The following is a 25,724-nucleotide window of genomic DNA, read 5'->3' on the forward strand; positions in this document are numbered from 1 at the left end:
GCAATAATACGGCTCTAAGCCGCGAGTGATAGGCAAAGGTAAGGCGTAACTAGCCAAGGCATTGGGGCTTGATTGTTGCGCAAGAAGTAAGCCTTAATTTCGTTGTAATTTTAGATTCGGTTTTTCTGCATTGCAAGGCCTGGAAGCTGGGGTTGTGCCGTCAAGTAATCCGCTGATTGTCAAGCATTGCACTATGTCCCATATCCACACCCTATTGTTGTTCTAGCTCTACATCTATGCCCTTTTCTACTGTACGCTTTTTCTTTTCCAGCTTGCTGCTGCTTGTGGCCCCGCGCCTCGTAGCCGCCTCTCCCCCTTCTTCCTCCAGCCGGGCGCTTCCGGAAAAGGCGTCGCTGGAATTCGTTGAAAACAAGGGCCAGTGGGACAGTAAAGCCCGCTATGCGGCGGCCTTACCGGGCGGGCAGCTTTTCGTAACGCCAACGGGATTTACGTATAGCTTCCTCGACCCTGTTGCGCTACGCAGCCGTTTGCACCACGGCGTGGAAGACATTCCGGGTGCTCCCACATCCGACGTATTGCGCGGCCACTCCTACACCGTCACGTTTGAGGGAGCAAACGCCAACCCGACGCTAACCAGCGAAGAGCGGACCGAGGCACCCTACAATTACTTTCGGGGCAACGACCCGAAGCGCTGGGCCAGCAATGCGGCCGGCTTTCGGCGTCTGCGCTACGGCAACCTCTATTCTGGTATCGGGGCGGTGGTGTATGAAAACGCCGGTCAAAATTTGGAGTATGATTTTCTGGTACAGCCAGGCGCCCGGCCTACTGCCATCCGCCTCCGCTACGCAGGGGCCGACAACCTCTCGCTTACGCCCGAAGGCAGCCTGCTAGTGGCTACGTCAGTGGGCAACGTTACCGAGCAAGCCCCCAGGGCTTGGCAGGATATAAAAGGACAGCGGGTAACCGTTCCCTGCGCTTTCACCTTACAAGGCAACACCGTTAGCTTCCGAATAGAGAAATACGACCAGCGCTACGCTCTTACTATCGACCCAACGGTTATTTTTTCGTCGTTTACGGGCTCCACAGCCGACAACTGGGGGTACACCGCTACCTACGATGCACAAGGCAACATGTACTCAGGCGGCACCGTCTACGCCAGTGGCTACCCTACCAGTTCTGGGGCCTTCCAAACCACTTTCCGGGGAGCTACCGATGTTGGTATTATCAAGTACAACACGGCGGCAAGCGGTTCGGCCGCACGGCTATACGCTACCTATATAGGTGGCCGTGGGGACGACGCGCCGCACAGCATGACGGTCAACCCGGAGGGCGAGCTGGTGATCATCGGCTCCACTGACTCCAACAACTTCCCTACTGTATCGGGCTCCTTCGACACCAGCTACAACGGCAATGTGGATCTGTTTGTAGTTAAGCTGTCCGCCAACGGCAGTGCCCTCACGGCGGGTACGCTGGTAGGTGGCTCCGGCAACGACGGCGTAAGCGCCAGCGACCGGCTAGGCGACTCCGATGTCTACAACTACGGCGACCAGTACCGCGGCGACGTTATCACCGACGCCGAGGGCAACGTGTACGTAGCTACCTCATCGAGCGGCAGTTTTCCAACTACTAACGGGTACCGCAACACGTACCAGGGAGGCCCCTCCGATGGGGTAGCCCTCAAGCTGTCGTCTAACCTGCGCACGTTGGTTTGGGCTACCTATTTGGGGGGTACCGGGGCCGATGCGGCCTATTCGTTGCAGCTCGATGCCACGCGCGGCGTATATGTAGCAGGAGGCACTACGAGTACCAACTTCCCTACTACTACCGGCAGCCACCGCTCCACCTCCTTGGGCAGCACCGATGGCTTCGTGACGCACCTCAACAGCGCGGGCAATGCGCTCTTGCAATCCACGTTTGTAGGCACTACTGCCTACGACCAAGTGTTCTTTGTACAGCTTGATGCCGCTTACAACGTGTATGTATTGGGGCAAACGCAGGGGGCAATACCAATCAGCGCTGGTTGCTATGGAGTGGCCAACGGCCGGCAGTTCATTCAGAAATTCAATCCAACGCTAAGCACCAGCCTCTACAGCACCCGTTTCGGTAGTGGCCGTACGCTCTCGCCTGATATTTCGCTTACCGCTTTTCTGGTCGATGAGTGTGAGCGAATCTACGTCAGTGGCTGGGGTGGCCAGGTGAACCGCCGCACCGGTTCCACTGGCAGCACCACTGGCTTGCCCGTAACGCCTAATGCCATTCAATCGACCACCGACGGCTCCGACTTCTACTTGGTTCAGTTTCGGCCCGGCATACAAGCCATTGAATACGCTACCTTCTACGGCGAGCGAGGCGGCGACGAGCACGTGGATGGGGGCACTTCGCGCTTCGATAAAAAGGGGGTCGTGTATCAGTCTGTTTGTGGGGGCTGCGGCGGCACATCAGGTTTTCCGGTGCCACCGGGTGCCAACACCTTCTCAACCCGCAACAACAACAGCAACTGCAACAACGCCGCGTTTAAGATTGATTTCGGCATCATCGTGGCCGACCCAGGCCCTAACCGCTATATATGCATAAACAACGGTCCCATTCAGTTAGGCGGCACCCCAAGCGGTGGCACCTGGACCGGACCCGGTGTAACGGCAGTAGCGGGCGGAGGCTTTCAGTTTACCCCTTCGCCGGCCCGCCTAGGTGCCAACATCCTAACCTATTCGGTGGCTAGTACTGGCACCTGCGTCAGTGTCCGGTCTTTGCGGGTGACCGTGACGCCTGAACGCGCCATGACCTTTGCCCCCGTTTCGCCGAAATGTCTAACGCCGGGCAGCGTGACCCTCACGGCCACGCCCGCTGGCGGTACATTCAGTGGGCCGGGCGTTTCGGGCAATATCTTCAATCCGGTTGTGGCTGGCGCGGGTACGCATACGCTCACCTACTCTCTGTCCGATACGCTTGGCTGCGGAGTCATCACGCAAGTAGTGCCGGTAACTCCTTTGCCGCAGGTGAGAGTCGGCCGCGATACCACGCTCTGCTCCGACCAGACCCAGCCGTTTCAGTTGCGGGGCATGACACCAGCAGGTGGCACGTGGAGTGGCACTGGGGTTACACCGAGTGGCATGTTTACGCCTCCCAACACCAACAACCGCGGCGGAATTTTTCCGCTGCGCTACACCATCACTACCAATGGGTGTTCCACCGTGGCGACACGCACCGTGGTACTGGCCCCCACCACAATGGTGGACGCTCCGCTCAATTTGCCTGATTGCTCAGCTGACACGCGCTACACCGGATTAGCCCCCTTCGCTTGCCAGTTCGAACCAATATTAGCGGGTGGCACCTATGATTGGGATTTTGGCGATGGCAGCCCAATCTCTCAAGAAGCCAGCCCAAACCACCTGTACGCCAATCCGGGCTCTTACCGGGTGAAACTGGTGGCGCATTATGCCGCCTGCGTAGTGGAAATAGCTTTTGTAAATGTGGAAGTAGGAGAGGTAATCGTACCTAACATCATCACGCCCAACGGCGACTCCCTCAACGACTCCTTCAAGCCGTTGTTCAGTTGCAAGCCTACCCGCCTCCAGGTGTTCAACCGCTGGGGAAGCCTTGTGTATGAAACAAAGGACTATCACAACAATTGGCAGGGCAACAGCCTGCCCGACGGCGTGTACTACTACCTGCTCCGCGACACCGACGACCGCCGAGCCAAGGGTTGGTTGGAAATAAAACGCTAGCCATCCTAATCTACCAAGCGCCCCATCTCACATGTAGTGCAGATGGGGCGCTCTTCCTTTACCTACACTCGCAGTACACCGCTTGACTTGCCTATGTATATCTATTCATTGAACTCATTACCTATGGGGCAACTACTCAGCAAAGCTGCCCCTACCTCTTATTATATATATAATGAAACACTATGGTAGACTTACTATCATTACCCTCAACGACGACAGTAAGAACAATTACTTTAAAGCCACTAACGTCTGCACATCTCTTCTATAGGTATGCTCTCGCGGAGGCAGCAAAGTGCCTGAAGCGGGCAACTACCGTAGCGTTAGGAACGGCGGCTAGCTCCCTACTGGCGTTTGTTGTCATCTCCTTTAAAAGCCTGACGGTACTTCAACCAAAAGCTGACTAGGAATAAAGTGGTTAAGTACGTGTATGAGGTTGGTAGCCTGCGCACCATTAAACTGCTGCGCTTGCTGCCTTATTGTCCTAGTGCTGCTTCTCGGTGTTGTCTGCTACAGTGCTGGCTTGCTTTCGGCAGTTTATAACCGTATATTTGCGCAGTATTCTGATTCTGAAGAGGGGACGTAGCGTCCCCTCTTTCTTTTATCACCCGGTCCAAGCCTTCATGAATTTCGATCAAAACCGCATTGCAGAAATGCTGCAGGACAGCCTCACCGGCTTCGAGCTGTTTGTGGTTGACCTTAGTGTATCCGACGCCGTCCGGCCCAAAATCACCGTCACCCTCGACAGTGAGCAGGGCTTGGGCATTGATGAGTGCGCGCAGGTGAGCCGTCGGTTGGCCCGCCGCATCGACGAAACCTACGGGGAAGATGCTACCTATTCGTTAGAAGTCACTTCACCCGGTGCCGACCAGCCCCTCTCCGATCCGCGCCAGTACACGCGTCACGTAGGCCGCACTTTTAGCTTGAAGCTGAAGGATGGCACCGAAAAGACCGGCAAACTGGAAGCCACCGAACCCGATGGCATTCAACTGGCAGAAATAGTTAAAGAAAAGAGCAAGCAGAAAACACTGCCTACTGTCCTGGTACCGTTTACCGACATTGAAGAGGCCCGGGTGGTGATTTCGTTTAAGTAAATAGTGTATTGCTGGGTGTCTTTTGTTGATTACTACCCCAATAGCCTTCAACAAGTATCAAGCAACACCCAGCAAGTAGCAACTAACAATTCAACAAGTAATCAGATGAACAGCAACGTTCTGATTGAATCGTTCGCCGAGTTTGCCCGGAGCAAGAACATCGACCGTCCCACGATGATGAGCATCCTCGAGGACGTGTTCCGCACCATGATTCGCAAAAGATACACCGACGATGCCAACTTCGACGTCATCTTGAACGTGGACAAAGGCGACTTGGAGATCTATCGTAACCGTGAAATCGTGGACGACAACTCCGAGGATATCTGGGACAACGACAAGATTCCGCTTGCGGAAGCGCAAAAAATCGAGCCCGATTTCGAAGTTGGTGAGCAAGTAACCGAGGAAATCAAGTTGGAGGACTTCGGCCGCCGTGCTGTGTTGATGGCCCGTCAAACCCTTATTCAGCGGGTGAAGGATTTAGAGCGTGACAACCTCTACCAGACGTACAAAGACCAGGTAGGAGAAATCATTTCCGGGGAAGTATATCAGGTGTGGAGCCGCGAGGCCCTTATCCTCGACAAAGAGGAGAACGAGCTGGTATTGCCCAAAGCCGAGCAAATCCCGAAGGATCGTTACCGTAAAGGTGACCCCGTACGCGCAGTAGTGCACCGGGTTGAAATCATTAACGGTACGCCTAAGATCATCCTTTCGCGCGCGGCGCCCGCTTTCCTAGAGCGGTTGTTCGAGCAGGAAGTGCCTGAGATCTATGATGGCTTAATTACCATCAAGAATATAGTGCGTGAGCCGGGCGAGCGGGCCAAAGTAGCGGTTGAAAGCTACGATGACCGCATTGACCCAGTAGGTGCTTGTGTAGGTATGAAAGGCTCCCGGATTCACGCAGTCGTACGGGAACTTGAAAACGAAAACATCGACGTTATCAACTATACTGATAACCTCGAGTTGTACATCGCCCGGGCATTGTCGCCAGCAAAGTTGACTTCGATGAAAATAAACGAACAAACTGGGCGGGTATCTGTGTTCTTAAAGCCAGACCAGGTTTCCTTGGCTATTGGGCGCGGCGGAGCTAACATCAAACTAGCTAGCCGCCTCGTAGGCATGGAAATCGACGTGTTCCGGGATGCTGGTGATTACGACGAGGATATTGCACTTGACGAATTCTCTGACGAGATTGAGTCGTGGATTATCGCTGAGCTCAAAAAAATCGGCCTTGACACCGGTCGAGCCGTATTAGCTGTGAGTAAGGAAGATATCGTACGCCGTACTGAGCTGGAAGAAGAGCACGTAGATGAGCTTTTCCGGGTCATTAAACAGGAATTTAACGAGGAGGAAGAAGAAAACGACCAAGCACAAACTCCCACCGTCAGCGACGACGCGCAATGAGCGCGCGGGCTTCGGCCCGGCAAAGGCATTAAATCGGGCCAGCCGGCCGGATTTAACGCCGGCTGGCACCATTTAAAGTAGTACCTTTGCAAATAGATAAGAGTATCGTTCGCGAGCATAGAATGGCGGAAGCAGCAACCAAACGGCTAAGTCAGGCAGCCAAAGACCTGAACGTTGGGATGAACACCCTGGTGGACACCCTAGCGAAAAAAGGATTTCAAGTAGATAACAAGCCCACCACCAAGCTGACATCAGATCAGGTTGCGCTGCTGGACAAGGAATTTGCGTCTTCAGCCCAAGACAAAGCCGAAGCCTCCAAACTCAGTCAGGCCAAGCGCCAGAGTGAGTTGGATGCTGCTGCTCTAGCCCGGCCTGCCGAACCCGTAGCTCCTAAAGCTCCGGTGGCTCCAACGCCTGCGCCCGCTCCGGTTGAAGCTCCCAAGCCTATTCCAGCACCTGTAGCAACCGCTCCGGCGGCTCCCGTGGCTCCGGCCGCGCCCGCTCCTGTTGCTAGCCGGCCTGCTCCTGTGGAGGAAGCACCCAAGGTGCCCGGGCTAAAGGTATTGGGCAAAATAGAGCTTGACGCAAAAGGCCGTCCGGTACCACCACGGCCTACCCCTGCTCCCACCCCGCCCGCACCCGCTCCGGTGGCTGCGGCAGTAAGCGAAGTGAAAACTCCGCCCGCACCGGTTGTGGAACCCAAGCCTACTCCTGCGCCTGCACCTGTTGCTCCGGTGGCAGCAGCACCTGCCCCGCCTGCTCCGACTCCGGCCCCCGTCGTAGCGCCTGCTCCAGTAGCACCAGCGCCAAGCAAGCCGGTTGAGCCTGCGCCAGTTGTTGCAAAAGCTCCTGAGCCCAAGCCAGCCCCAACTCCGGTTGCTCCTCCAGCGCCGGCGCCGGCACCTGCTCCAGTAGCTGCTGCGCCAGTTCCAGCAGCACCAACTCCACCCCCAGCACCTGAGACTCCTGCTCCTGTAGAAGATGCTGGCACCATCACGGCCCGTGCAGACCAATTAAAAGGACTGACGGTATTGGGCAAGATTGAGTTACCTGTTGACTCGTCGAGACGCGGAAACGGTGGTCGTGGTCCTCGGCCCGTAGCATCTTCTGATGTGCGCAAGAGTGGCCTCAATGCTGACGCCAAAAAGCGTCAGCGTCAGCGGATTCCTGGTCAGACGGGTGCTCCGCAGGCTGGTCAGGGACAAGGCCAAGGTCAAGGCCAGGGCGGTGCACGTCCTGATCAGGGCGGACAAAGCACTGGTACTGGCTACCAAGGCAACCGGCCTACGGGCACAGGCCCACGTGGCAACAATGCTCCCGGGCAGCGCACCCCCAATACTGCTCCCCGTGTTACGGGAACAGGTCAGGCAGCTCAGCGTCAAGCGCCTGCTGTCCCATTGACACCCGAGCAAAATGAAAAACAGATTCAGGAGCAAATCAAGGCTACGCTGGCCAAGCTCAGCGGTGGCCGTGGTGGCAACCAGAACAACCGGGCTAAATACCGTCGTGACAAGCGAGCTGGCGTAGCAGAAGACCGCGAAGCACAGCGCGCTCAGAACGAACTGGATGCTAAAATCCTGAAAGTAACCGAATTCATCTCGGCCAATGACCTGGCTTCGCTGATGGACGTTTCGGTGAATGAGGTAATCAAAATATGCCTGAACATGGGCATGTTCGTGTCCATCAACCAACGCCTCGACGCGGAAGCCATTACTGTTATCGCCGACGAATTCGGTTATGACGTGGAATTCCTGAGTGCGGAGGAAGAGGATACGGCAATTGAAGTTGAAGACAACGAGGAAGACTTGCAGCCCCGTGCTCCTATCGTGACCATCATGGGTCACGTTGACCACGGTAAGACGTCGTTGCTTGACTATATTCGGAGTGCCAGCGTGGCTAAAGGTGAAGCCGGCGGTATCACGCAGCACATCGGTGCCTACGATGTACTGACCAAGTCAGGCAAGCGTGTAACCTTCCTTGACACACCGGGTCACGAAGCATTTACCGCCATGCGTGCTCGTGGTGCCAAAATCACGGACATTGCCATAATTGTGGTAGCAGCCGACGACTCGGTTATGCCGCAGACCAAGGAAGCTATCAACCACGCGCAGGCGGCCGGTGTACCAATAGTTATTGCCCTCAACAAAATTGATAAGCCAGGCGCTAACCCCGACAAAGTCCGTGAGGAGTTGTCGGCCATTAACGTGCTGGTGGAAGAATGGGGTGGTAAGTATCAGTCGCAGGAAGTGTCGGCTAAGTCTGGCTTAGGTATCGAGGATCTTCTAGAGAAAGTGTTGCTAGAAGCCGAAATCTTAGAGCTGAAAGCCAACCCGGATCGGAGTGCAATAGGTGCCGTTATCGAAGCATCGCTGGACAAAGGCCGTGGCTATGTAACGACTATTCTGGTGCAGACGGGTACCATGAAAGTGGGCGATGTTGTGCTGGCTGGTCCGCACTACGGCCGCGTGAAAGCCATGACCGACCACCGCGGTAAGAAAATGAAGCAGGCAGGTCCGGCTACTCCCGTGCAGGTACTCGGTTTGACTGGTGCTCCACAGGCTGGTGACAAGATTCAGGTGATGGAAACCGAGCGTGAAGCCCGTGAATTGGCAACGCAGCGGCAACAGCTTTCTCGTGAGCAAACTATGCGCACCAAGAAGCACATCACGCTCGATGAAATTGGTCGTCGTCTGGCTCTGGCTTCGTTCAAAGAACTCAACATCATTGTAAAAGGTGACGTGGATGGCTCGGTGGAAGCACTGGCTGACTCCTTGCTGAAGCTAAGCACGCCGGAAGTATCAGTGAATATTCTCAGCAAAGGCGTAGGTGCCATTTCTGAATCTGATGTACTGTTGGCTTCGGCTTCTGATGCCATTATCATCGGCTTTCAGGTGCGGCCTTCGCAAAGCGCGCGGAAATTGGCTGAGCAAGAGCAGATTGATATCCGCCTCTACTCTATCATCTACAATGCTATCAACGAGGTGAAGGATGCCATGGAAGGCATGCTGGCCCCAACGGTACAGGAGGTGGTAGTAGCCAACGCCGAAGTTCGGCAGGTGTTCAACATTACCAAAGTCGGCACTATTGGTGGCTGTATGGTAACGGAAGGCACCTTTACTCGCAAAACCAAAGTGCGGCTCGTCCGCAACGGGATTGTGGTATACTCCGGTGAAATCCAGGACCTCAAGCGCTATAAAGACGATGTGTCTGAGGTGCGCCAAGGCTATGAGTGTGGTATCTCCTTGAAAGGCTACAATGACCTACAAGATGGAGACAACATCGAAGGCTTCGAAGAGAAGGAAGTGAAGCGGACGCTGTAATTTGCAGTTCCTCCCACGTAAAACGCCCTGGCTATCAACAGCCAGGGCGTTTTGCATTAAAGGCTAACTGAATACGTTCTCTCACTCGCTTCCACCAGGGTGCAAGGATATGACTACCCTAGTGTACAGTATCTGTATGTGCTATGACGAGCATTATTCATACTGGACATGCACTAGAGTAAGCAAGAAGTGCGTTTTGTATATAGTAAAGCCTATTTATAGAGCAATTCAACTCTTATTCTCTGTTCTCACATCATCATGTTATTGACACCTAGTAGCTTTAGAAATAGCTTTGCATCACTTCAAGATCAAATAGTATTAATTTACCAAAATCACATGAAAGTAACTTTGACCCTTGCGCTGCTAGTTGCCGGACTATCAACCACTTCTGTTAAAGCTCAAACCAAAGCAGCAGCCAAGCCGACAAGACCAGCCACAACAACTACCAAAGCGGCTACACCTGCTGCCAAAAAGACTACTTCGCCCACGACGTCTAAGCCAAGCAGCACAACACCTGGTACTCGGGTGGTAGCAAAACCAGCTGCCAAGCCTGCCTCCCCTACCACTTCTACCTCGACGGCACCTGCAGCACCTGCCTCTGAAGCACCAACTGCGCCAAGAAGGCTGGATATACCAGGAGTGGCCGCGCAACAAGCCCCTTCTTTTGCAAAGGGAGATATTGCTGTTAATCTAGGAATTGGCTTAGGTATAGGGTACGGTTACAGTTCATTCGGTTTTGCTGGCAACTCCAGCTCCTCACCCGCTCTTAGCTTGTCGGTGGAAAAGGGAGTGGTTGAAGGCATAGGCCCTGGGGTAATCAGTGTGGGAGGACTCATTGGATATAAGTCGTATACCTACAAATATTCTGTCCTCAACGACTCCTATAAAGCTACCTGGAACAATATATATGTAGCTGCTCGTGGTGCCTACCACTACAATTTCACAGCTAACCCGAAGGTAGATACATACGCCGGCGTCAGTGTCGGTGCTCGTATCGAGAACTACTCCAACAACTATAGCGGTAGCTCTACTACTGACTCCTATGGTGGCATGAGTATCGAGGGAGGTATTTTCTTGGGCGGCCGCTACCTGTTCACTGACAGAATTGGTGCTTTTGCCGAGCTAGGCTATGATATGAGCTACCTCAAATTAGGGCTAACTGGCAAGTTCTAACTGCCTTTCCCATCTCGAGGTAACTCGCACTTATATCTATTACTCGCCTCGCAACGGTAGGCTCCTTATAGCATTCACCGATTTTATCCGGGCATTAGTCTAGAAAACAATTGGGCATTGCAAGCTTTCCTACGCTTGCCCGTTACCACGTCACTGTTCTTCCACTACCAACATCTGTGACAAATGACTTACTCTACCACTTCCGCATCCAAGTCCCAACCTGCATGTCCTGGTAACTATATGCCTGCCCCTGTCTGCTACCTGAGTGCAGTGTAGCGGCAGCAGCGGAAAAAGGCGTTGCGGAATCGCGCTCAGCGCTATCTGAGCCAATGGACTACATACCACAGCATCAGATGGCTTAAGCATAGGGCCAAGGGACATCACTGCATCGTGCGGCCGCCAACTTGCCAGTAGCTAGCTGCATACCTCTTCTTTAGATGGGCCGGGGGCGAACGGTGGCCTCGATTTCACTAAAGATGAAAAAAGCCCCTGCGTTGTACGCAGGGGCTTTTTCTATGTAAAACAAAGGCAAACCGGTACTTGCAAGCGAGGTGCTTTAGAAGAACAGAAAATGTTTTTTCCGCTTGTGGTTTAATGGCTTGCCCTTTGGGTCGATGCCCATGGCAGGGCGGCTCTGGCCCTTCTTCATCATGGCGTTTTTGGTGTGCTTGCTAGCCTTATACTTTCGAACTGTGAAGCCTCCGTTGCCTTTCTCGTACTGGCGAGCAGGACCAGACGCCCGACCAAAGCTTGTGTTAGCGCTACCACCTGCACGGGCTTGCAATAGCTCAAGTTGCTGGTCGCGCTTAGCATCCTCTGGGTTCATATTCATACGCCGCTGCATGTTGGCAATGTCCGTAGAACTGGCTTTCCGCTTGCGCGTAGTTTTGCCGTTGGCTTGTCCAGCAGGCTCATCAGAAGGAAAACTAGGGGCCTGAGCTTGGGCAGAGTGGCTCAGCAGGCCAGCGGCAACCAACGACGCAGCTACTAACAGTTTTTTCATGCGCAACAGATAGGTAGGTGGACGGTTGAAACCGACCAGGGTTGGGGCAAACAGAGAGCAAGTTTCTGGCGCGGCAACGGGTGGAACTCCAAGTTAGTTCAAATTCTTTAAAACTTGTAAGTCAGTCCGATACCCAGCGTTTCTTTGAATTGAATACGCCGGCCACGCGCAGTTAGTTCAGCGTTTTGCTTGTCGGCATTTAGCGGTACGAGAATGTCGTCGTCGTAGATTAGGGTGGCGGCAACACTGGCGCTGAAGAACTTGTTGACCTTGAAATCCAAGAGGCTTTCCCAGTTTACGTCTATGTTCTGTGGATCGTGGAAGTAGTTGCTGAACAACTCTAAACGGGTTTGATACGTGATGTTCGTCATAAGCGGATGCCGGTAGCGGGCATTGAAGTATGCACCTAATTCTTCCCGCATTCGCTCTCCGGAACCTACCACTAATAAGTCGTCTTCGTCGCGCCGTGCCGCTTTCACGCCAAAGGCACCAGCATCTGCCAAGGTTTGGTCGTTTACGATGGTGAACTTGCCTGTAATCGGAGAGAAAAACAGAGAAAAATCTTCGTTTTGCCGGTACTCGACTCCCAGGGAAGCTAGAACGTAGGCAGGCGCAAAAAATTTCGACAGCAAAGAATCTGTTTTTATTACGTCGTTGGTGGGCGTAAGCTGCGTCTTCAGGTTGAGTTGGGAAGCATACGACCAGTTAGAAGAAAAACTTCGGGCGTAGCGGGCATTCACTTCCAGCCGGTCGTCGTTTTTGCGCAGCTTGGATTTGCCTGCTTTGATCAGGCCATACACCAAATTGCTGGCCATATCAAACGTATGGCTCTCGCCACGGAAGTGCACATACACGTTACCAAGTGCCAGCAACGACAACGAACTCTGCCCACCCGGAGCCCAGTTGCTTAAACTTACTTGACTGAAATTGAGTGTACCCGCTCCCCCTCGACGCCACCCACGGGCGGTGTCTACTTCAATTGAAAGCTTGTAGGCTTCTGCAGGAGTGGGGGCCCGATTTGGGATGCTTTGCGCGTGAACTTCAATGGGAAGCCACAACAAGAGGCCTGCCAGCAACCAATACCGGTAGACAAGAAAAATGGGGTTGGTCATGCGTAAACCCAGCGTGAAAGCAGGTCTGTGAAGAAGCCGGCTTTTCCTTGGCAGTAAGCAAGGAAAAGCCGGCTTTGCAAAGAGAAGTATTCTTCAGTCAGGCCACTAGCTGCGGTTGCGCAGCGCGTCACGAATTTCCATTAATAGAGCTTGGTCTTTTGTAGGGCCGGGTTCCGTCACAACCACTTCTTGAGGCTTCTTGAAACGATTGGCAATTTTTACGATCCAGAAAATTGCGAAAGCCATCAACAAGAAGGTGATAACCGCATTCAGAAACAGACCATAGTTGACAGTTGCTGCCTGCGCCGTTTTTGCGGCCTGTAGAGTTGGATAGCTTTTGCCGTCTAGCGGCAGATACCACTCTTTAAAGTCAACACCGCCCGTAAGCAAACTCAAGACAGGCATTAGGATATCATCTGTCAGGGAGGTCACAATTTTACCGAATGCCCCTCCAATGATAACACCTACTGCCAGGTCGAGTACATTTCCTTTGGAAATAAACTCTTTGAATTCGGATACAAATCCCATACGCTTAAGAGATTATAGTGATGAAACTGACAAACTAAGCCCGGCGAATATACTCTTTTAATAATACCTCGATATTGGCATTTAGGCAAAAGTAGGGTCTTGCTTTGCCTCCCACTCTATTTTTCGCTGAACCTCAGCGCATGCCCGCCTAACCCATACCCGCTACTGCTGAACCCCGGAAACTGGCTTTGAATTAGGCTATATTTGCCGGCATTTAGTTACCGCCACCCCCTACTCCACATGGCTTCCTTTGAAAACCTGCTTTATGATCTTGACGCCGCGAGTGGCATCCTGACCATTACCCTCAACCGCCCCACTAAGCTCAATGCACTGAACAACGCGACCATCAGCGAAATCGGCAAAGCCATGCAGCAGGCGCTCGATGCTCCGCAGGTGCGGGGTATCATCCTGACGGGTAGCGGAGAAAAAGCATTTGTAGCAGGCGCTGACATTGCCGAGTTGGCGGCACTTAGCGAGCCACTTGCTCGTCGTGCCTCCGAGCATGGACAGGAAGTGTTTTGTATGATAGAGGAAAGCCCTAAGCCGGTAATAGCTGCCGTGAATGGTTTCGCGCTGGGTGGAGGGTGCGAGTTGGCTATGGCTTGCCATTTGCGCATTGCCGCCGACAATGCCCGCTTTGGCCAACCCGAAGTGAATTTGGGCCTGATTCCGGGCTATGGTGGCACCCAACGCTTAACCCAGCTTATCGGTAAAGGCAAAGCCCTTGAGCTTATGCTGACCGCCGACATGGTGAAGGCCGAGGAGGCCTTGCGCCTGGGCTTGGTGAACCACGTGGTACCCGCAGCCGAATTACTGACGTTCACGCGCGAACTGCTAGGCCGCATTCTAACGAAAGCTCCGCTGGCAGTGGGGCTGGTTATCGACAGCGTAAATGCCTACTTCGCTGATGAGCGGCACGGCTACCAAACCGAAGCCAACGCCTTTGCTCGCTGCTTTGCATCGCAGGATTTCAAGGAAGGCACGCAGGCATTTCTGGAAAAGCGCCCCGCAGCATTCAAAGGCGAGTAGGTGGCGGATGCCCGCATGAGCTACCCATGCTGATGCTTGAGCGCACCTCACCAAGATGCTAAGTAGTAGCCTTACAACGTCAGCACGCTGAGATGCTTCGGCAAACTCACTTTCCTGACGTGCTTATAGACAACGAATGAGCGTAGCGAAAAAGCTGGCTTCACAGGCCGCCATCTATGGCGTGAGCAGTATAGTAGGCCGGGTACTGACGTACTTTTTGGTACCTGTGTACACCGCCCGCTTTGCTCCGGCCGAGTATGGTGTGGTAACGGACCTGTACGCGTACGTAGCGTTTTTCAACGTATTGTACACGTACGGGCTGGAAACGGCCTATTTCCGCTTTGCCAACCGCCCTGGTACCGACCGAGACAAGCTGTACAGCCAAGTGCTGAGTTTACTGCTGCTTAGCAGCACTGCTTTGAGCGGAGCACTTATTTTGCTTGCAACGCCCATCACGGAAGCGTTGCGTTATCCTGGGCAGGAACGGTATATCGTGTGGTTAGCCCTTATCCTGGGCATCGACTCGGTGGTGAGCATTCCGTTTGCGCGGCTACGGCTGGAAAACAAGGCCCGCAAGTTTGCTGGTGTTCGGCTCACTAATATCGTTGTGAATGTGTTGCTGACGTTGTTCTTCGTGGTTTTCTGCCCCGATGTGCTAGCCGGCAAGTATCTGCCCCAACTACATCCTTTGGTTGAAGCCTTTTACATTCCGCAGCTAGGTGTGGGCTACGTATTCCTAGTGAACCTCTTGGCCAACGTACTCTACATACCCCTGCTGTGGCGTGAGTTATCCGACTTCCGTTTCCGCCTCGATTGGTTGGCCGTTCCGTCGTTGTGGCGCTATGGCTACCCCATCATGATTATGGGGTTGGCCGGCATGGTAAACGAAATGCTCAGCCGGCTGATGCTGAAATATTGGCTGCCTGAGGGCTTCTATCCGGGCCAATCCAACCTGGCCGCATTAGGGGTATTTGGGGCTTGCTACAAACTCAGCATTTTTATGCAGCTCGTTATTCAGGCTTTCCGTTACGCAGCCGAGCCATTCTTCTTTTCACAAAGCAATGAACGGAACTCACCTGCCACTTTCGCGCTGGTGCTGAAATGGTTTACGCTGTGCTGCGCCCTCATTTTTGTAGGAGTGAGTTTGAATCTGGATTGGCTAGGGAAACTGTTTTTGCAGCGGGCTGAGTATAGGGAGGGGTTGATCATAGTCCCGATTCTGTTGTTAGCCAACCTGTTCTTGGGCATGTATTACAACTTATCGGTCTGGTTTAAGCTCACCGACAAAACCTATTACGGCACCACCATCAGCCTGGGGGGAGCCGTGCTTACCATCGGGCTCAACTTCCTGTTAATTCCGGTGCTCGGCTACTTGGGTTCGGCGTTGGCCACGTTGGTCTGCTACTTCACGATGGCTGTAATCTGCTGGCGACTAGGGGAGCGGCATTTTCCGGTTCCGTACCCCATGGCACGGTTGGCAGGCTGGTTACTGGTAGCCACCGCAGTGGTAGCCGTAGGTTGGTTTGTGCCTATTGAGCAAGCCTGGTTGCAGTACACCTGGCACGCTGTGTTGTGCGTAGGCTTCATTGGCTTGCTTGCGGTAGTGGAGAAGCCACACCGGCTGGCCCGTTAAAGAACTGGTTGTTAGCCTTTAGTCCTTGCCTTCTAGCTGAGCTGTAAACAAGCCACGAAACCGTAACTGGAAATTAGCAAGCAGAAACTCGCCTAAAAACTACCTTTGCTGCATGCAGATTCCTGTTATCAACCGCTCCCGTCACCCGTTGCCCGAATACCAGACCGCCCATGCCGCCGGCCTCGATGTGCGAGCCAACCTCCCGGAGCCCGTTACGTTGAAGCCTTTGCAACGCGCCCTTATTCCAACAGGCTTGTTCATGGAAATTCCGGTGGGCTATGAAATGCAAGTACGGCCCCGTAGTGGCTTAGCGTACAAGCACGGCATTGGCATTGTGAATAGCCCCGGCACCATTGACGCCGATTATCGGGGTGAATTGCAGGTGTTGCTAGTAAATATGTCAGACACCGAGTTTGTGGTGCAGGATGGGGAGCGTATTGCGCAGCTTGTAGTGGCTCGCCACGAAGTAATTGCTTGGCAGCCAACCGAAACGCTCAGTGAAACCGCCCGTGGAGCGGGCGGCTATGGTAGTACGGGGGTAGGATAAAGGCTAGTTCACCACATGAATTGCCTCTAGTTCTGCTCTATAGATACGGCCCGGCCTATGTGCACTCTTGCCATTCAGCCGTATAATCATTTAACAGTTCAAACATTTAACCATTTAGTTACATGAGAATCATCGTCCCGATGGCCGGCATGGGTAAGCGCATGCGTCCCCACACCCTTACTGTTCCGAAACCTCTTATTCCGGTTGCAGGCAAACCGATTGTGCAGCGTTTGGTAGAAGACATTGCCAAAGTATGCGGCGAACCGGTGCAGGAAGTTGCTTTCATCATTGGCCGCTTCGGGACGGAAGTGGAGAAAAGTCTCATCAAAATTGCCGAGTCGGTAGGTGCGCAAGGCACTATTCATTACCAAGATGAGCCGCTCGGTACGGCACACGCTATCCTGTGCGCTCAGTCGGCTTTGACTGGTCCAGTGGTGGTTGCTTTTGCTGATACACTCTTCAAGGCTGACTTCACCCTCGACTCTAGCGTACCAGGTACCATTTGGGTGCAGAAAGTAGATGACCCCAAGCCATTCGGTGTCGTGAAGCTCAACGAAAAAGGCGAAATCACGGAGTTCGTGGAGAAGCCAACAGAGTTCGTTTCCGACCTAGCCATCATTGGTATCTATTACTTCCAGGATGGTGAGTATTTACGCCAAGAGTTGCAATACCTGCTCGACAACGATATCAAGGACAAAGGCGAGTTTCAGCTCACCAATGCTCTTGAGAACATGAAAAACAAGGGTACGACGTTCGTACCAGGCCGCGTAACTGAATGGTTGGACTGCGGCAACAAGGATGCTACCGTGTACACCAACCAGCGCTACCTGGAGTATTTGCAGGAGCGTGGCGAGCCACTGGTTTCGGAATCAGCGAAAGTCACGAACTCAGTGCTTATTCCACCGGTTTATATCGGCGAAGGTGTTGTTATCACCGATTCAGTGGTAGGTCCGCACGTATCTATTGGCAACCAAAGCAACATTCGGAGCTCCGTGGTGTCCAATTCTATTGTGCAGCAGTCGGCAACGGTATTGCACGCCAACGTAACCAATTCCATGATTGGCAGCTTTGCTACCGTGGCTAGTACCCCCCAGGATTTAAGCCTAGGCGACTACAATACGTTGCGCGTGTGAGGTAATTGCTGAATTGTAAACTAGCGGACGGTTGTTTGTTGTGCTTTAAACAAACAACCGTCCGCTAGTTTACAATTCAGCAATCAGCCATTGCGTTACGCAGAGGTGCGGGGCTGGCTCCATTGTTTTGGGTATCTTCACCTCGTTCTGTTCTCCCTGACCGGCGGCTTGCCCCGCACTCCTGCTTTCATGCGTAGCGTTTTCATTTCCTTTTCACTGGCCTTGAGCTTCTTGCTGTTAGCTGAGCCTAGCCAAGCTCAAAAGCAGCCCGTTGCGCCTTCTTCTGCCGACAAGGTGAAAGAGGCGAAACCGCCTAAGCCCGGCAAGCTCAGCCGCAAGGAGCGCAAGGAGTTGGCCCGCCGGGCCGAGTTGGAAGTGGCCAGCCAACAGCGCCAGCTTTCCGACCGTGACCGGGGCATGAGTGAAGCCTTCTTCGTGGACGGCGTAAAATATGTGCTGCTCGAAGACTACAACAAGGCTTTGGAGCGGCTGCTGAAGGCCTACACGCTCAACCCAACCAACGCGGCCATTAGCTACAAAATAGCGGAAACCAACCTGCTCAGTGGCAACCTCAAGGATGCCACCAATTTTGCGCAGGCGGCCGTGAAGCTAGACCCCAAGAACGCTTATTACTACCTGTTGCTAGCCCAGATTTTCGCTTCCCAAAAGCAGTACGACCAGGCCACGAAAGTGTATGCCCAGCTGATTCAGGACGTACCAGATTCCGGCTACTACCTTTTCAACTTAGCCGACCTGTACCTAGCGCAAGGCAAGCTTCCGGAGGCACTAGCCACTTTGGAAAAGGCCGAGAAACAGTTTGGGGCACTAGACGAGGTATCGTTTAAAAAGCAACAGATATACCTCAAGCAAAACAACCTGGATAAGGCGCTGCAAGAAGGCGAAGCCCTGATTAAGGCCAACCCCGACGAAATCCGGTACGTGCTGGCGCAGGCTGAAATGTACGCCGCCAACAACCGCCTGCCCGATGCTATTCGAGTAGCAGAACAGGCGTTGCGCACCGACCCTGAGAATCCGCAAGCCCGCATGATTATGGCGGACGTGTACCGCCAGCAAGGCAACACCGTCGAGTCGGAAAAGCAGATCAAGCTGGCCTTTGAAAGCCCAGGCCTCGATATCGACGACAAAGTGCGGGTGCTGGTTGACTTCATCAAGCAGCTGCCTAACCCGAAGTTAGAGCAAACGGCCCTGGACCTGGCCGCCATTACGGTACGCGTGCACCCGAAAGACGCTAAAGCTTACTCGGTAGCTGGAGACGTTCAAACGCTGGCCAACCGCAAGAAGGATGCCCGCGACACGTATCTGAAAGCCATCAAGCTCGACAACTCTCGCTACCAAATCTGGCAGCAAGTGGTGCTCATCGACGCCGAGCTCAACCAAACCGATTCCCTGCTAACGCACTCCGAGCGTGCCCTGGAGTTGTTTCCGAACCAAGCACCGCTGTGGTTTTACAACGGGGTGGGCTATATGCTGAAAAAACAGCCGACCAAGGGAGTGAAGTCGCTAGAATACGGTCGCAAGCTGGCCACCGACAACCCCGAACTGCTAGCCCAATTCGACACACAGCTTGGTGATGCCTACCACGAGCTGAAGGATTTCAAAAAGTCGGATGCGGCGTATGAGGCGGCGCTGGTGTTTGATGCCAACAACGCACAGGCTCTTAATAATTACAGCTACTTCCTATCTATCAGAGGGGAAAAGCTAGACCGCGCCAAGGAAATGGCGGGCAAGCTGGTAAAGCAGTTTCCCGACAATGATACCTACCTTGATACCTATGCGTGGGTGCTGTACAAGCAGAAAGATTATGCAGGCGCCCGTCAGAGCTTGGAGAAAGCCCTGCAAACCAGCAAAGATGGCACCGTCATCGAGCACTACGGTGACGTACTGTACCAGCTCGGCGAAAAAGAAAAGGCGTACGTAGAATGGGCGCGAGCCAAAAAGAACGGTGGAGCTTCCGAGCTGATTGACCGTAAGATCAAAGACAAAAAACTGTATGAGTAAACGCATTGCGCTTAGCTTACTGCTGGCCGTTACGATATTAGGGAGCTGCAACCGCAAGATTATTCCCACTTCCACCAAGTCCACCCCTTCCCGGCCTGTACCCGAAGCCGTACGCGCCACTAATCTGGACTTCCGTTTTTTGTCGGCAAAAGGCAAAGCACAGTTCGAGCAGCAGAGTGGCAACCTCAATATCCGCATCCGCAAGGACAGCGTAATCTGGATTTCGGCTTCCTTAATTGGGTTTGAAGGCTTCCGAGCCTACATCACGCAGGATTCGGTGCAAGTGCTCGACAAGTTGCACCGTGAGTACTATTCCGGCGACTATGCGTACCTGAGCAAGCGCCTGAACGTGCCGGTTACGTTCCACATGTTACAGGCGTTGATACTGGGCAACTACCTGGCTCCGGTCAACGATTCGACGCAGTTGAAAGTAAGCACGGAAAGTGCCGTGCAAAAAGTGAACTACGTGCAAGCTGGCCTGCTAATCCAGCAATTAATTGAGATAGGGAAAGGCCGAGTGCAGCAGTTGGCGGTGCGCGATTCTGTCACGCAAAACAAGGTGACGGTCGACTACTCGGATTTTCAGGTGTTGGAGCGCAACTCCAGCCCTTTTGCCCATACCGCTACTGTAAAGCTCCAGCAGGGGCAAACGGCGCCATCCACGCTCACCATTACGTACCGCGGGGTTGACGTGGATAAGGAACGGCTGCAGTTTCCCTTCTCCATTCCGAAAGGCTATGCCCGCAAAAAGTAAGTATTGGCTGCTGGTCGTATCGTTGATGGTTGGGCTTGGACTCCTGGGCCCTGGCAACGACGTGCTGGCGCAAAAACGCACCCAAACCACTCGCAAGCGTACCACCCAGACCACTCGGCGGCGCACCAATCAGCCTAAGTCGAAGGCGCAGCTGGAACGTGAGCGGCTAGCTACGCTGCGCCGTATTCGTGAGACCAGCCGTATTTTAGAGCAAACCCAGCGTCAGAAAGAAGCCTCGCTAGGACAGTTGAACGCCCTCAAGGAAAAGCTGACCGTACAGCAGGGCGTAATTCGCAACATATCATCGGAGCTACGCTACATCGAAACCGATGTACAGCAAACCGAGCAACAGGTACAGAGAACCCGCCAAAGCCTGGAACAGCTAAAGGCTGAATACGGCCGCCTGATCTATTCAGCTTCCAAAACAGCCAACAGCTACAACCGTATCATGTTCCTGTTTGCAGCCGAGTCGTTCAACCAGTTCATGCTGCGGCTGCGCTACATCCGGCAGTATGCGGAAGTGCGCAAAGCGCAAGCCACTCAGATTGCCGGCACCCAGCAGCGCCTCGATCAGCAATTGACTGGCCTGAAAACCAAGAAGCAGGAGAAAGGCAGTTTGCTGAACACCCAAGTAGCCGAGAAAAACAACCTGCTGACCATGAAAACTCAGCAGGACCAAGTGGTAACCAAGCTTAGCCAACAAGAGGAAGGCCTGCGCCAAGAGCTGGCTGACCGCCAACGAGCTATTAGCCGCCTCGACAACCTGATTGCCGAACGTGTACGCGAGGAAATTGCGCGCGCCGCGCGTGTGGCCGCTGCTAAGGCTGCTGCTCGTGCCGCTGCCCGCGAACGGGCAGAACGCGCTGCCGCGGCCGGCCGCCCTACCGATGCTCCATCCCGCACATATTCTGAGAGTAGTGCCGAACCTGCGCCCGTTCGCACCGACCGAGTTACCCTCACTCCCGAAACCGCTGAGCTATCTTCCTCTTTCGCCGACAACCGTGGACGATTGTTGTGGCCGGTATCCAAAGGCTTTATTTCGCAACGCTTTGGCCGGCATAACCACCCGGTCCTCAAGAATGTTGTGGTAGAGAACCGCGGGGTAGATATTCAAACGAGTGCTGGAGAACCAGTACGTGCCATTTTCGATGGCAAAGTACTGACGGTAGCAAGCGTGCCGGGTATGAACAACATTGTCATGATTCAGCACGGCGAGTATTTCACGGTATATGCCAAGCTACGGGGCGTCACGGTGAGCGAAGGCGAAACCGTGAAAATGCGCCAGCCAATAGGCACGGTTTACACAGACGCTGATGGTACTTCCGAAGTTCAATTTCAGGTGTGGCGCAACAGTGCCAACCTCAATCCTGAAAACTGGATAGGTCGCCGTTAAGTACCAGGCTTTTATTCCTGAACTAAGCGTGCTATTTCTTGGCTTTTTTCAAGGTAGCGCTCTTTACTCTTACCTAGCTACCCTGTGCGCTTTCCTTGGTGACTATAGAAAACCGTTGTGGATAGACAGTACTTGACGGAGCAAAAAAAACACCGCACAGTATGCGGTGTCTTTCTGAGCTATGAAAACAAACTTAGCTACCAGCGTATCCAAGCTACCCGAGAATCATAATTGATGGTCAAGCAGCAGGGTTGCTCCGATAACATGACGAAAGGTAGATAATTGCACGATTCTTATTGCTACAATTTCGCCGAAAGCCTCCTTTTTCCCGGCGAATGCTGGCTTTTATCCACCTTTCCAGATAACCACTACCGGTCTGTGTTAAATAAGATTTAATCGGCTCAGCAATGCCGCCTTATAGGAGTTACCAATAGGCACCGAAGTGGCATTCGTTTGACGCTCGGCGCTACGTCCGGTGTCAACCAGAATAAGGTCGCCTTCTATGGATGTTATCCGGTCTAAGCACACTATATACTTGCGGTGAATGCGCGCAAACTCGCGCACTGGCAGCTTAGCTTCCAGTTCCTTCATGGTACTATACACCGTGTACCGCTCCCGAGAAGTATAGATATTCACGTAGTCGCCAAGGGCTTCTACGTACCGAATATCGTCGGTGTGTACTCGTACTAGTTTATGGTCCTGCTTGACAAAGATTTCGTTGCGGCTGCCGACAAACATGGTTTCAGCTGCGTTGTTGGCCATTCGCAGCAATCCTTCTAGCTTCTGCTGCTCTTGCTCTAGTTGCAGCCGCGCCCGGCGCAGCTCCAAGTGCGCTACCACCTCACGAGCTAGAATACGCAGGGCGTCCCGCTGCTGCTCGGTGAGCATCCGGGGTTGAGTATCGAGCGCGCAAATAGTACCAAGTGGCAGCCCTTCCGGCGACATTAAAGCGGCGCCAGCATAGAAACGGATATTGGGGTCGTTGACAACCAGCGGGTTTTGCTGAAACAGAGGGTCTAAGGTTGTGTCATGTACCTCGAACACATCGTCGGAAAGCATAGCGTACTGACAGAAAGCGGCGTCGCGGTGAGTTTCCGAGTATTTCTCTAATCCTTGGTTGGCTTTAAACCACTGCCGCTCTGCATCAATTAATGATACCAAGGATACCGACGTACCACAGATATAGGCAGCTAATCGCACCAAGTCGTCAAAGGCCTTTTCGGGGGGCGTATCCAGGATTTGGTAGTTGCGCAATACCTCTAAGCGTTCTGCTTCGTTCGGTTGTTGCAGCGATGATATAGGCGGGCGGGAAACTTTGGTGGTATTCATTGGTGCAGATGTATACGGCAAGGCCGGCTTTCTGACTCTCGGGATGAACCGCGTTGGTTGAGGGGCAGGCTTTCAACCCGTAAATAGAATACGAAACCGATCAACCTGCAATTACACTCTTTTAAAGCGGTAAAATACACGATGAGCTCCTATTTAATCGAGATGAACAGTGGCGCATCTACGAAACATATAGGCCTTTTAGATTGCTTGTTCCCCAATTAGATTAACAAGTTCTCGGAAACTCATTTTAAAATTATGGGGTATCTTTACCAATCCTGCTAGGCATCCGTATGCGTATCTCAGGCTTTCCACTCCAAACCGGCTTATTCAGCCCTCACTTATGGCTTTTTCCTCGCTTTTCCTGATTGGCAACTTCGGTACAACCGAAATTCTGCTGATTCTTTTTGTTATCATTTTGCTGTTTGGAGCCAAGCGCATCCCAGAGTTGGCAAAAGGTCTTGGTAAGGGTATCCGTGAGTTCAAAGATGCTTCCAAGGATGAAAAGCCAGAGTACCGCGACCAGCCGGTGAATCCAAACCCTAACGAGCCTAACCAGCCCCGTTTCTAATTCATCAGACCGCTATGCATATGCCACTTTTGTTTCTCGGCGACCTAGGTGGAGGTGAAATCATGCTCATCATGGTTGTCATCCTCATTTTCTTTGGTGCCAACAAAATACCAGAACTAGCCCGTGGATTAGGTAAGGGTATCCGCGAGTTCAAGGACGCCTCACGTGAAATTCGGAGCGAGTTCGAGAACCACGTGGAGCCGCAACAGCCGTATCAGCAGCAGTTCAGCCAAAATCACAACCAGATTGCGCCTTCCGCTCCAATGCCTCAGGCCCCGGCCACTGAACCTCTACCCGACGATGCTTACACGCAAACGGAGCCAACGCACACTTCGCCTGGCACCGCCTACACCGCCCCTGTAGCACACATTACAGCCACCGACTCGCCAGCTCCTGCTCCTACAACAGCCGAGCGCCCGCGCCTCGACCAAATGTCCTAGCCGACAAGACATTAGCTAGAATAAGCTAAAAGATAGATTACTATTTGATAATCAATAGTTTGATAAGAACCCATTATCCGTTTACATTTGCCGGACTACCTAACTGTTTTCTTTTGATTTGAGACGCTTTCATTCTCTCACGGAAGTTCGTAACGAGCTGACGGCAGGCACTACAACCTGTCGTCAGCTCGTGGAGTATTACCTAGACAACATCGAGCGGCGGAATGGCCGCTTGAATGCTTTTCTGGAAGTATGGCCCGAAGAAGCGCGTGCGCAGGCCGAAGCTGTAGACGCCAAGCTAGCTGCCGGTACGGCTGGTAAGCTGGCGGGTATGGTTGTCGGGCTGAAAGACGTGCTAGCCTACAAAGACCATACTTTGCAAAGCAGCAGCCATATTCTCGATGGCTTCAAATCGTTGTTCACGGCTACGGCAGTGCAGCGTTTGCTGGATGAAGACGCCATTTTTATTGGCCGCCAGAACTGCGACGAGTTTGCCATGGGAGCTTCCAATGAGTCGTCGTACTTCGGCCCAGTGCGCAATGCAGCAGACGAAGAGCGGGTTTCGGGTGGCTCGTCGGGTGGCTCGGCTGTGGCAGTGCAGGCAGATATGTGCTTGGCTTCGATTGGCTCGGACACCGGCGGCTCGGTACGCCAGCCAGCGGCTTTTTGCGGTGTGGTAGGGTTCAAGCCTACGTACTCGCGTATCTCCCGCTACGGACTGGTAGCCTACGCCTCCTCTTTCGACCAGATTGGCACGCTGACCAGGTCGGTAGATGATGCGGCCCTGTTGCTGGAAGTAATGGCGGGTCCTGATACTTTCGACAGCACAGTGAGCCAGCGTGAGGTGCCAGCCTACAGCCAGTTGTTGGAGGCAGCACCGCACTACCGCATCGGCTATATCCGCGACGCAGTGGAGCGCCCTGGCCTCAACCACGAAATAAAAGAAGCGCTGGAGTCCACTTTGGAGGGCCTGCGCAACCAAGGACATGTAGTGGACGCGGTGGATTTCCCCTACCTCGACTACATGGTGCCAACCTACTACATCCTGACTACGGCAGAAGCCAGCTCCAACCTGAGTCGCTTCGATGGGGTGAAGTACGGCTACCGTGCGCCGGACGCTACCGACTTGGAGTCGCTCTACAAAAAAACCCGCTCGCAGGGCTTTGGCTCGGAGGTACAGCGGCGTATTCTGCTGGGTACGTTTGTGCTGTCAGCTGATTATTACGACGCGTACTATACCAAAGCCCAGCAGGTTCGTCGTTTGATCAAGGAGAAGACCGACGAGTTGCTGCGCCAGTACGACTTCTTGATTCTGCCTACTGCTCCTACTACGGCTTTCCGTATTGGGGAAAACACCAAGGATGCCTTGGCCATGTACTTGGCAGACATCTTTACGGTACAGGCTTCTTTGGCTGGAGTGCCGGCGGTGTCGGTTCCGGCGGGTGAAGACTCGAAGGGGCTGCCGATTGGCTTGCAGGTGATAAGCGGCGCGTTCCGTGAGGAGCACTTGCTGGCATTCACTAAATCATTGACGGAAACACTTACTCCGGCCATGCCTTAAACCT

General features: G+C 53.4%; 19 protein-coding genes. 15 read left to right on the plus strand and 4 right to left on the minus strand.

Annotated elements, in window-relative coordinates; all coding sequences use genetic code 11:
* Window positions 1-236 precede the first annotated feature (236 nt).
* The 5 genes from MTX78_RS20240 (at window position 237) to MTX78_RS20260 (ending at window position 10,671) form a co-directional block, all read left to right on the plus strand.
* Window positions 237-3,686 (plus strand): DUF7948 domain-containing protein, encoded by a 3,450-nt coding sequence (locus MTX78_RS20240; RefSeq protein WP_243797813.1) that lies wholly within the window; start codon window positions 237-239, stop codon window positions 3,684-3,686.
* A 620-nt stretch (window positions 3,687-4,306) separates the two neighbouring features.
* On the plus strand, window positions 4,307-4,777 hold the full coding sequence (locus MTX78_RS20245; RefSeq protein ID WP_243797815.1) for a ribosome maturation factor RimP: 471 nt from the start codon (window positions 4,307-4,309) through the stop codon (window positions 4,775-4,777).
* Window positions 4,778-4,882: 105 nt separating this feature from the next.
* The gene (gene nusA / locus MTX78_RS20250) at window positions 4,883-6,178 is read left to right on the plus strand and encodes a transcription termination factor NusA (RefSeq protein ID WP_243797816.1); all 1,296 of its coding nucleotides are present in this window, start codon (window positions 4,883-4,885) and stop codon (window positions 6,176-6,178) included.
* 122 nt (window positions 6,179-6,300) lie between these two features.
* A complete protein-coding gene (infB, locus tag MTX78_RS20255; RefSeq protein ID WP_243797818.1) occupies window positions 6,301-9,498 on the plus strand; it encodes a translation initiation factor IF-2 in 3,198 nt (1,065 codons plus the stop codon).
* Between the two features lie 258 nt (window positions 9,499-9,756).
* Window positions 9,757-10,671, plus strand: coding sequence for a superantigen-like protein SSL4 (locus MTX78_RS20260; RefSeq protein WP_243797819.1), 915 nt, complete (start codon window positions 9,757-9,759; stop codon window positions 10,669-10,671).
* A gap of 556 nt (window positions 10,672-11,227) precedes the next feature.
* Here MTX78_RS20260 and MTX78_RS20265 read toward each other — a convergent pair.
* The 3 genes from MTX78_RS20265 to mscL all read right to left on the minus strand — a co-directional run bounded on the left by MTX78_RS20265 (window position 11,228) and on the right by mscL (window position 13,314).
* The gene (locus MTX78_RS20265) at window positions 11,228-11,674 is read right to left on the minus strand and encodes a hypothetical protein (protein WP_243797820.1); all 447 of its coding nucleotides are present in this window, start codon (window positions 11,672-11,674) and stop codon (window positions 11,228-11,230) included.
* A gap of 107 nt (window positions 11,675-11,781) precedes the next feature.
* Window positions 11,782-12,786 (minus strand): DUF3078 domain-containing protein, encoded by a 1,005-nt coding sequence (locus MTX78_RS20270; RefSeq protein ID WP_243797822.1) that lies wholly within the window; start codon window positions 12,784-12,786, stop codon window positions 11,782-11,784.
* A 105-nt stretch (window positions 12,787-12,891) separates the two neighbouring features.
* Window positions 12,892-13,314, minus strand: a complete 423-nt coding sequence (mscL, locus tag MTX78_RS20275) for a large conductance mechanosensitive channel protein MscL (RefSeq protein WP_243797824.1) — start codon at window positions 13,312-13,314, stop codon at window positions 12,892-12,894.
* Between the two features lie 240 nt (window positions 13,315-13,554).
* On the opposite strand from mscL, the gene MTX78_RS20280 reads away from it, so the two are divergent.
* From MTX78_RS20280 to MTX78_RS20310, 7 genes are all read left to right on the plus strand, one after another.
* On the plus strand, window positions 13,555-14,343 hold the full coding sequence (locus MTX78_RS20280; RefSeq protein ID WP_243797826.1) for an enoyl-CoA hydratase/isomerase family protein: 789 nt from the start codon (window positions 13,555-13,557) through the stop codon (window positions 14,341-14,343).
* A gap of 136 nt (window positions 14,344-14,479) precedes the next feature.
* Window positions 14,480-15,976, plus strand: a complete 1,497-nt coding sequence (locus tag MTX78_RS20285; RefSeq protein ID WP_243797828.1) for a lipopolysaccharide biosynthesis protein — start codon at window positions 14,480-14,482, stop codon at window positions 15,974-15,976.
* Between the two features lie 112 nt (window positions 15,977-16,088).
* The gene (gene dut / locus MTX78_RS20290; protein ID WP_243797829.1) at window positions 16,089-16,523 is read left to right on the plus strand and encodes a dUTP diphosphatase; all 435 of its coding nucleotides are present in this window, start codon (window positions 16,089-16,091) and stop codon (window positions 16,521-16,523) included.
* Between the two features lie 122 nt (window positions 16,524-16,645).
* The gene (locus MTX78_RS20295; RefSeq protein WP_243797831.1) at window positions 16,646-17,656 is read left to right on the plus strand and encodes a sugar phosphate nucleotidyltransferase; all 1,011 of its coding nucleotides are present in this window, start codon (window positions 16,646-16,648) and stop codon (window positions 17,654-17,656) included.
* 189 nt (window positions 17,657-17,845) lie between these two features.
* Window positions 17,846-19,675, plus strand: coding sequence for a tetratricopeptide repeat protein (locus tag MTX78_RS20300; protein ID WP_243797832.1), 1,830 nt, complete (start codon window positions 17,846-17,848; stop codon window positions 19,673-19,675).
* Window positions 19,668-20,429, plus strand: a complete 762-nt coding sequence (locus tag MTX78_RS20305; RefSeq protein ID WP_243797834.1) for a DUF4292 domain-containing protein — start codon at window positions 19,668-19,670, stop codon at window positions 20,427-20,429. Before MTX78_RS20300 ends, MTX78_RS20305 begins: the two co-directional genes overlap by 8 nt.
* Entirely contained in the window at window positions 20,413-21,822 is a 1,410-nt protein-coding gene (locus MTX78_RS20310; RefSeq protein WP_243797835.1) for a murein hydrolase activator EnvC family protein, read from the plus strand. Before MTX78_RS20305 ends, MTX78_RS20310 begins: the two co-directional genes overlap by 17 nt.
* Before the next feature lie 381 nt (window positions 21,823-22,203).
* Here the strand turns inward: MTX78_RS20310 and MTX78_RS20315 are convergent, their stop codons facing one another.
* Window positions 22,204-23,151: a GAF domain-containing DNA-binding protein gene (locus tag MTX78_RS20315; protein ID WP_243797837.1), complete on the minus strand. Its 948-nt coding sequence runs from the start codon at window positions 23,149-23,151 to the stop codon at window positions 22,204-22,206.
* Window positions 23,152-23,491: 340 nt separating this feature from the next.
* On the opposite strand from MTX78_RS20315, the gene tatA (MTX78_RS20320) reads away from it, so the two are divergent.
* From tatA (MTX78_RS20320) to gatA, 3 genes are all read left to right on the plus strand, one after another.
* Window positions 23,492-23,719, plus strand: a complete 228-nt coding sequence (gene tatA, locus MTX78_RS20320; RefSeq protein WP_243797839.1) for a twin-arginine translocase TatA/TatE family subunit — start codon at window positions 23,492-23,494, stop codon at window positions 23,717-23,719.
* 20 nt (window positions 23,720-23,739) lie between these two features.
* Window positions 23,740-24,159: a twin-arginine translocase TatA/TatE family subunit gene (gene tatA / locus MTX78_RS25380; RefSeq protein ID WP_317258915.1), complete on the plus strand. Its 420-nt coding sequence runs from the start codon at window positions 23,740-23,742 to the stop codon at window positions 24,157-24,159.
* A 118-nt stretch (window positions 24,160-24,277) separates the two neighbouring features.
* Complete coding sequence (gene gatA / locus MTX78_RS20330; protein WP_243797841.1) at window positions 24,278-25,720, plus strand: Asp-tRNA(Asn)/Glu-tRNA(Gln) amidotransferase subunit GatA; 1,443 nt, start codon at window positions 24,278-24,280, stop codon at window positions 25,718-25,720.
* The last annotated feature ends 4 nt before the right edge of the window (window positions 25,721-25,724 follow it).

Origin of the sequence: Hymenobacter tibetensis, from assembly GCF_022827545.1 — a bacterium.
GTDB lineage: Bacteria > Bacteroidota > Bacteroidia > Cytophagales > Hymenobacteraceae > Hymenobacter > Hymenobacter tibetensis.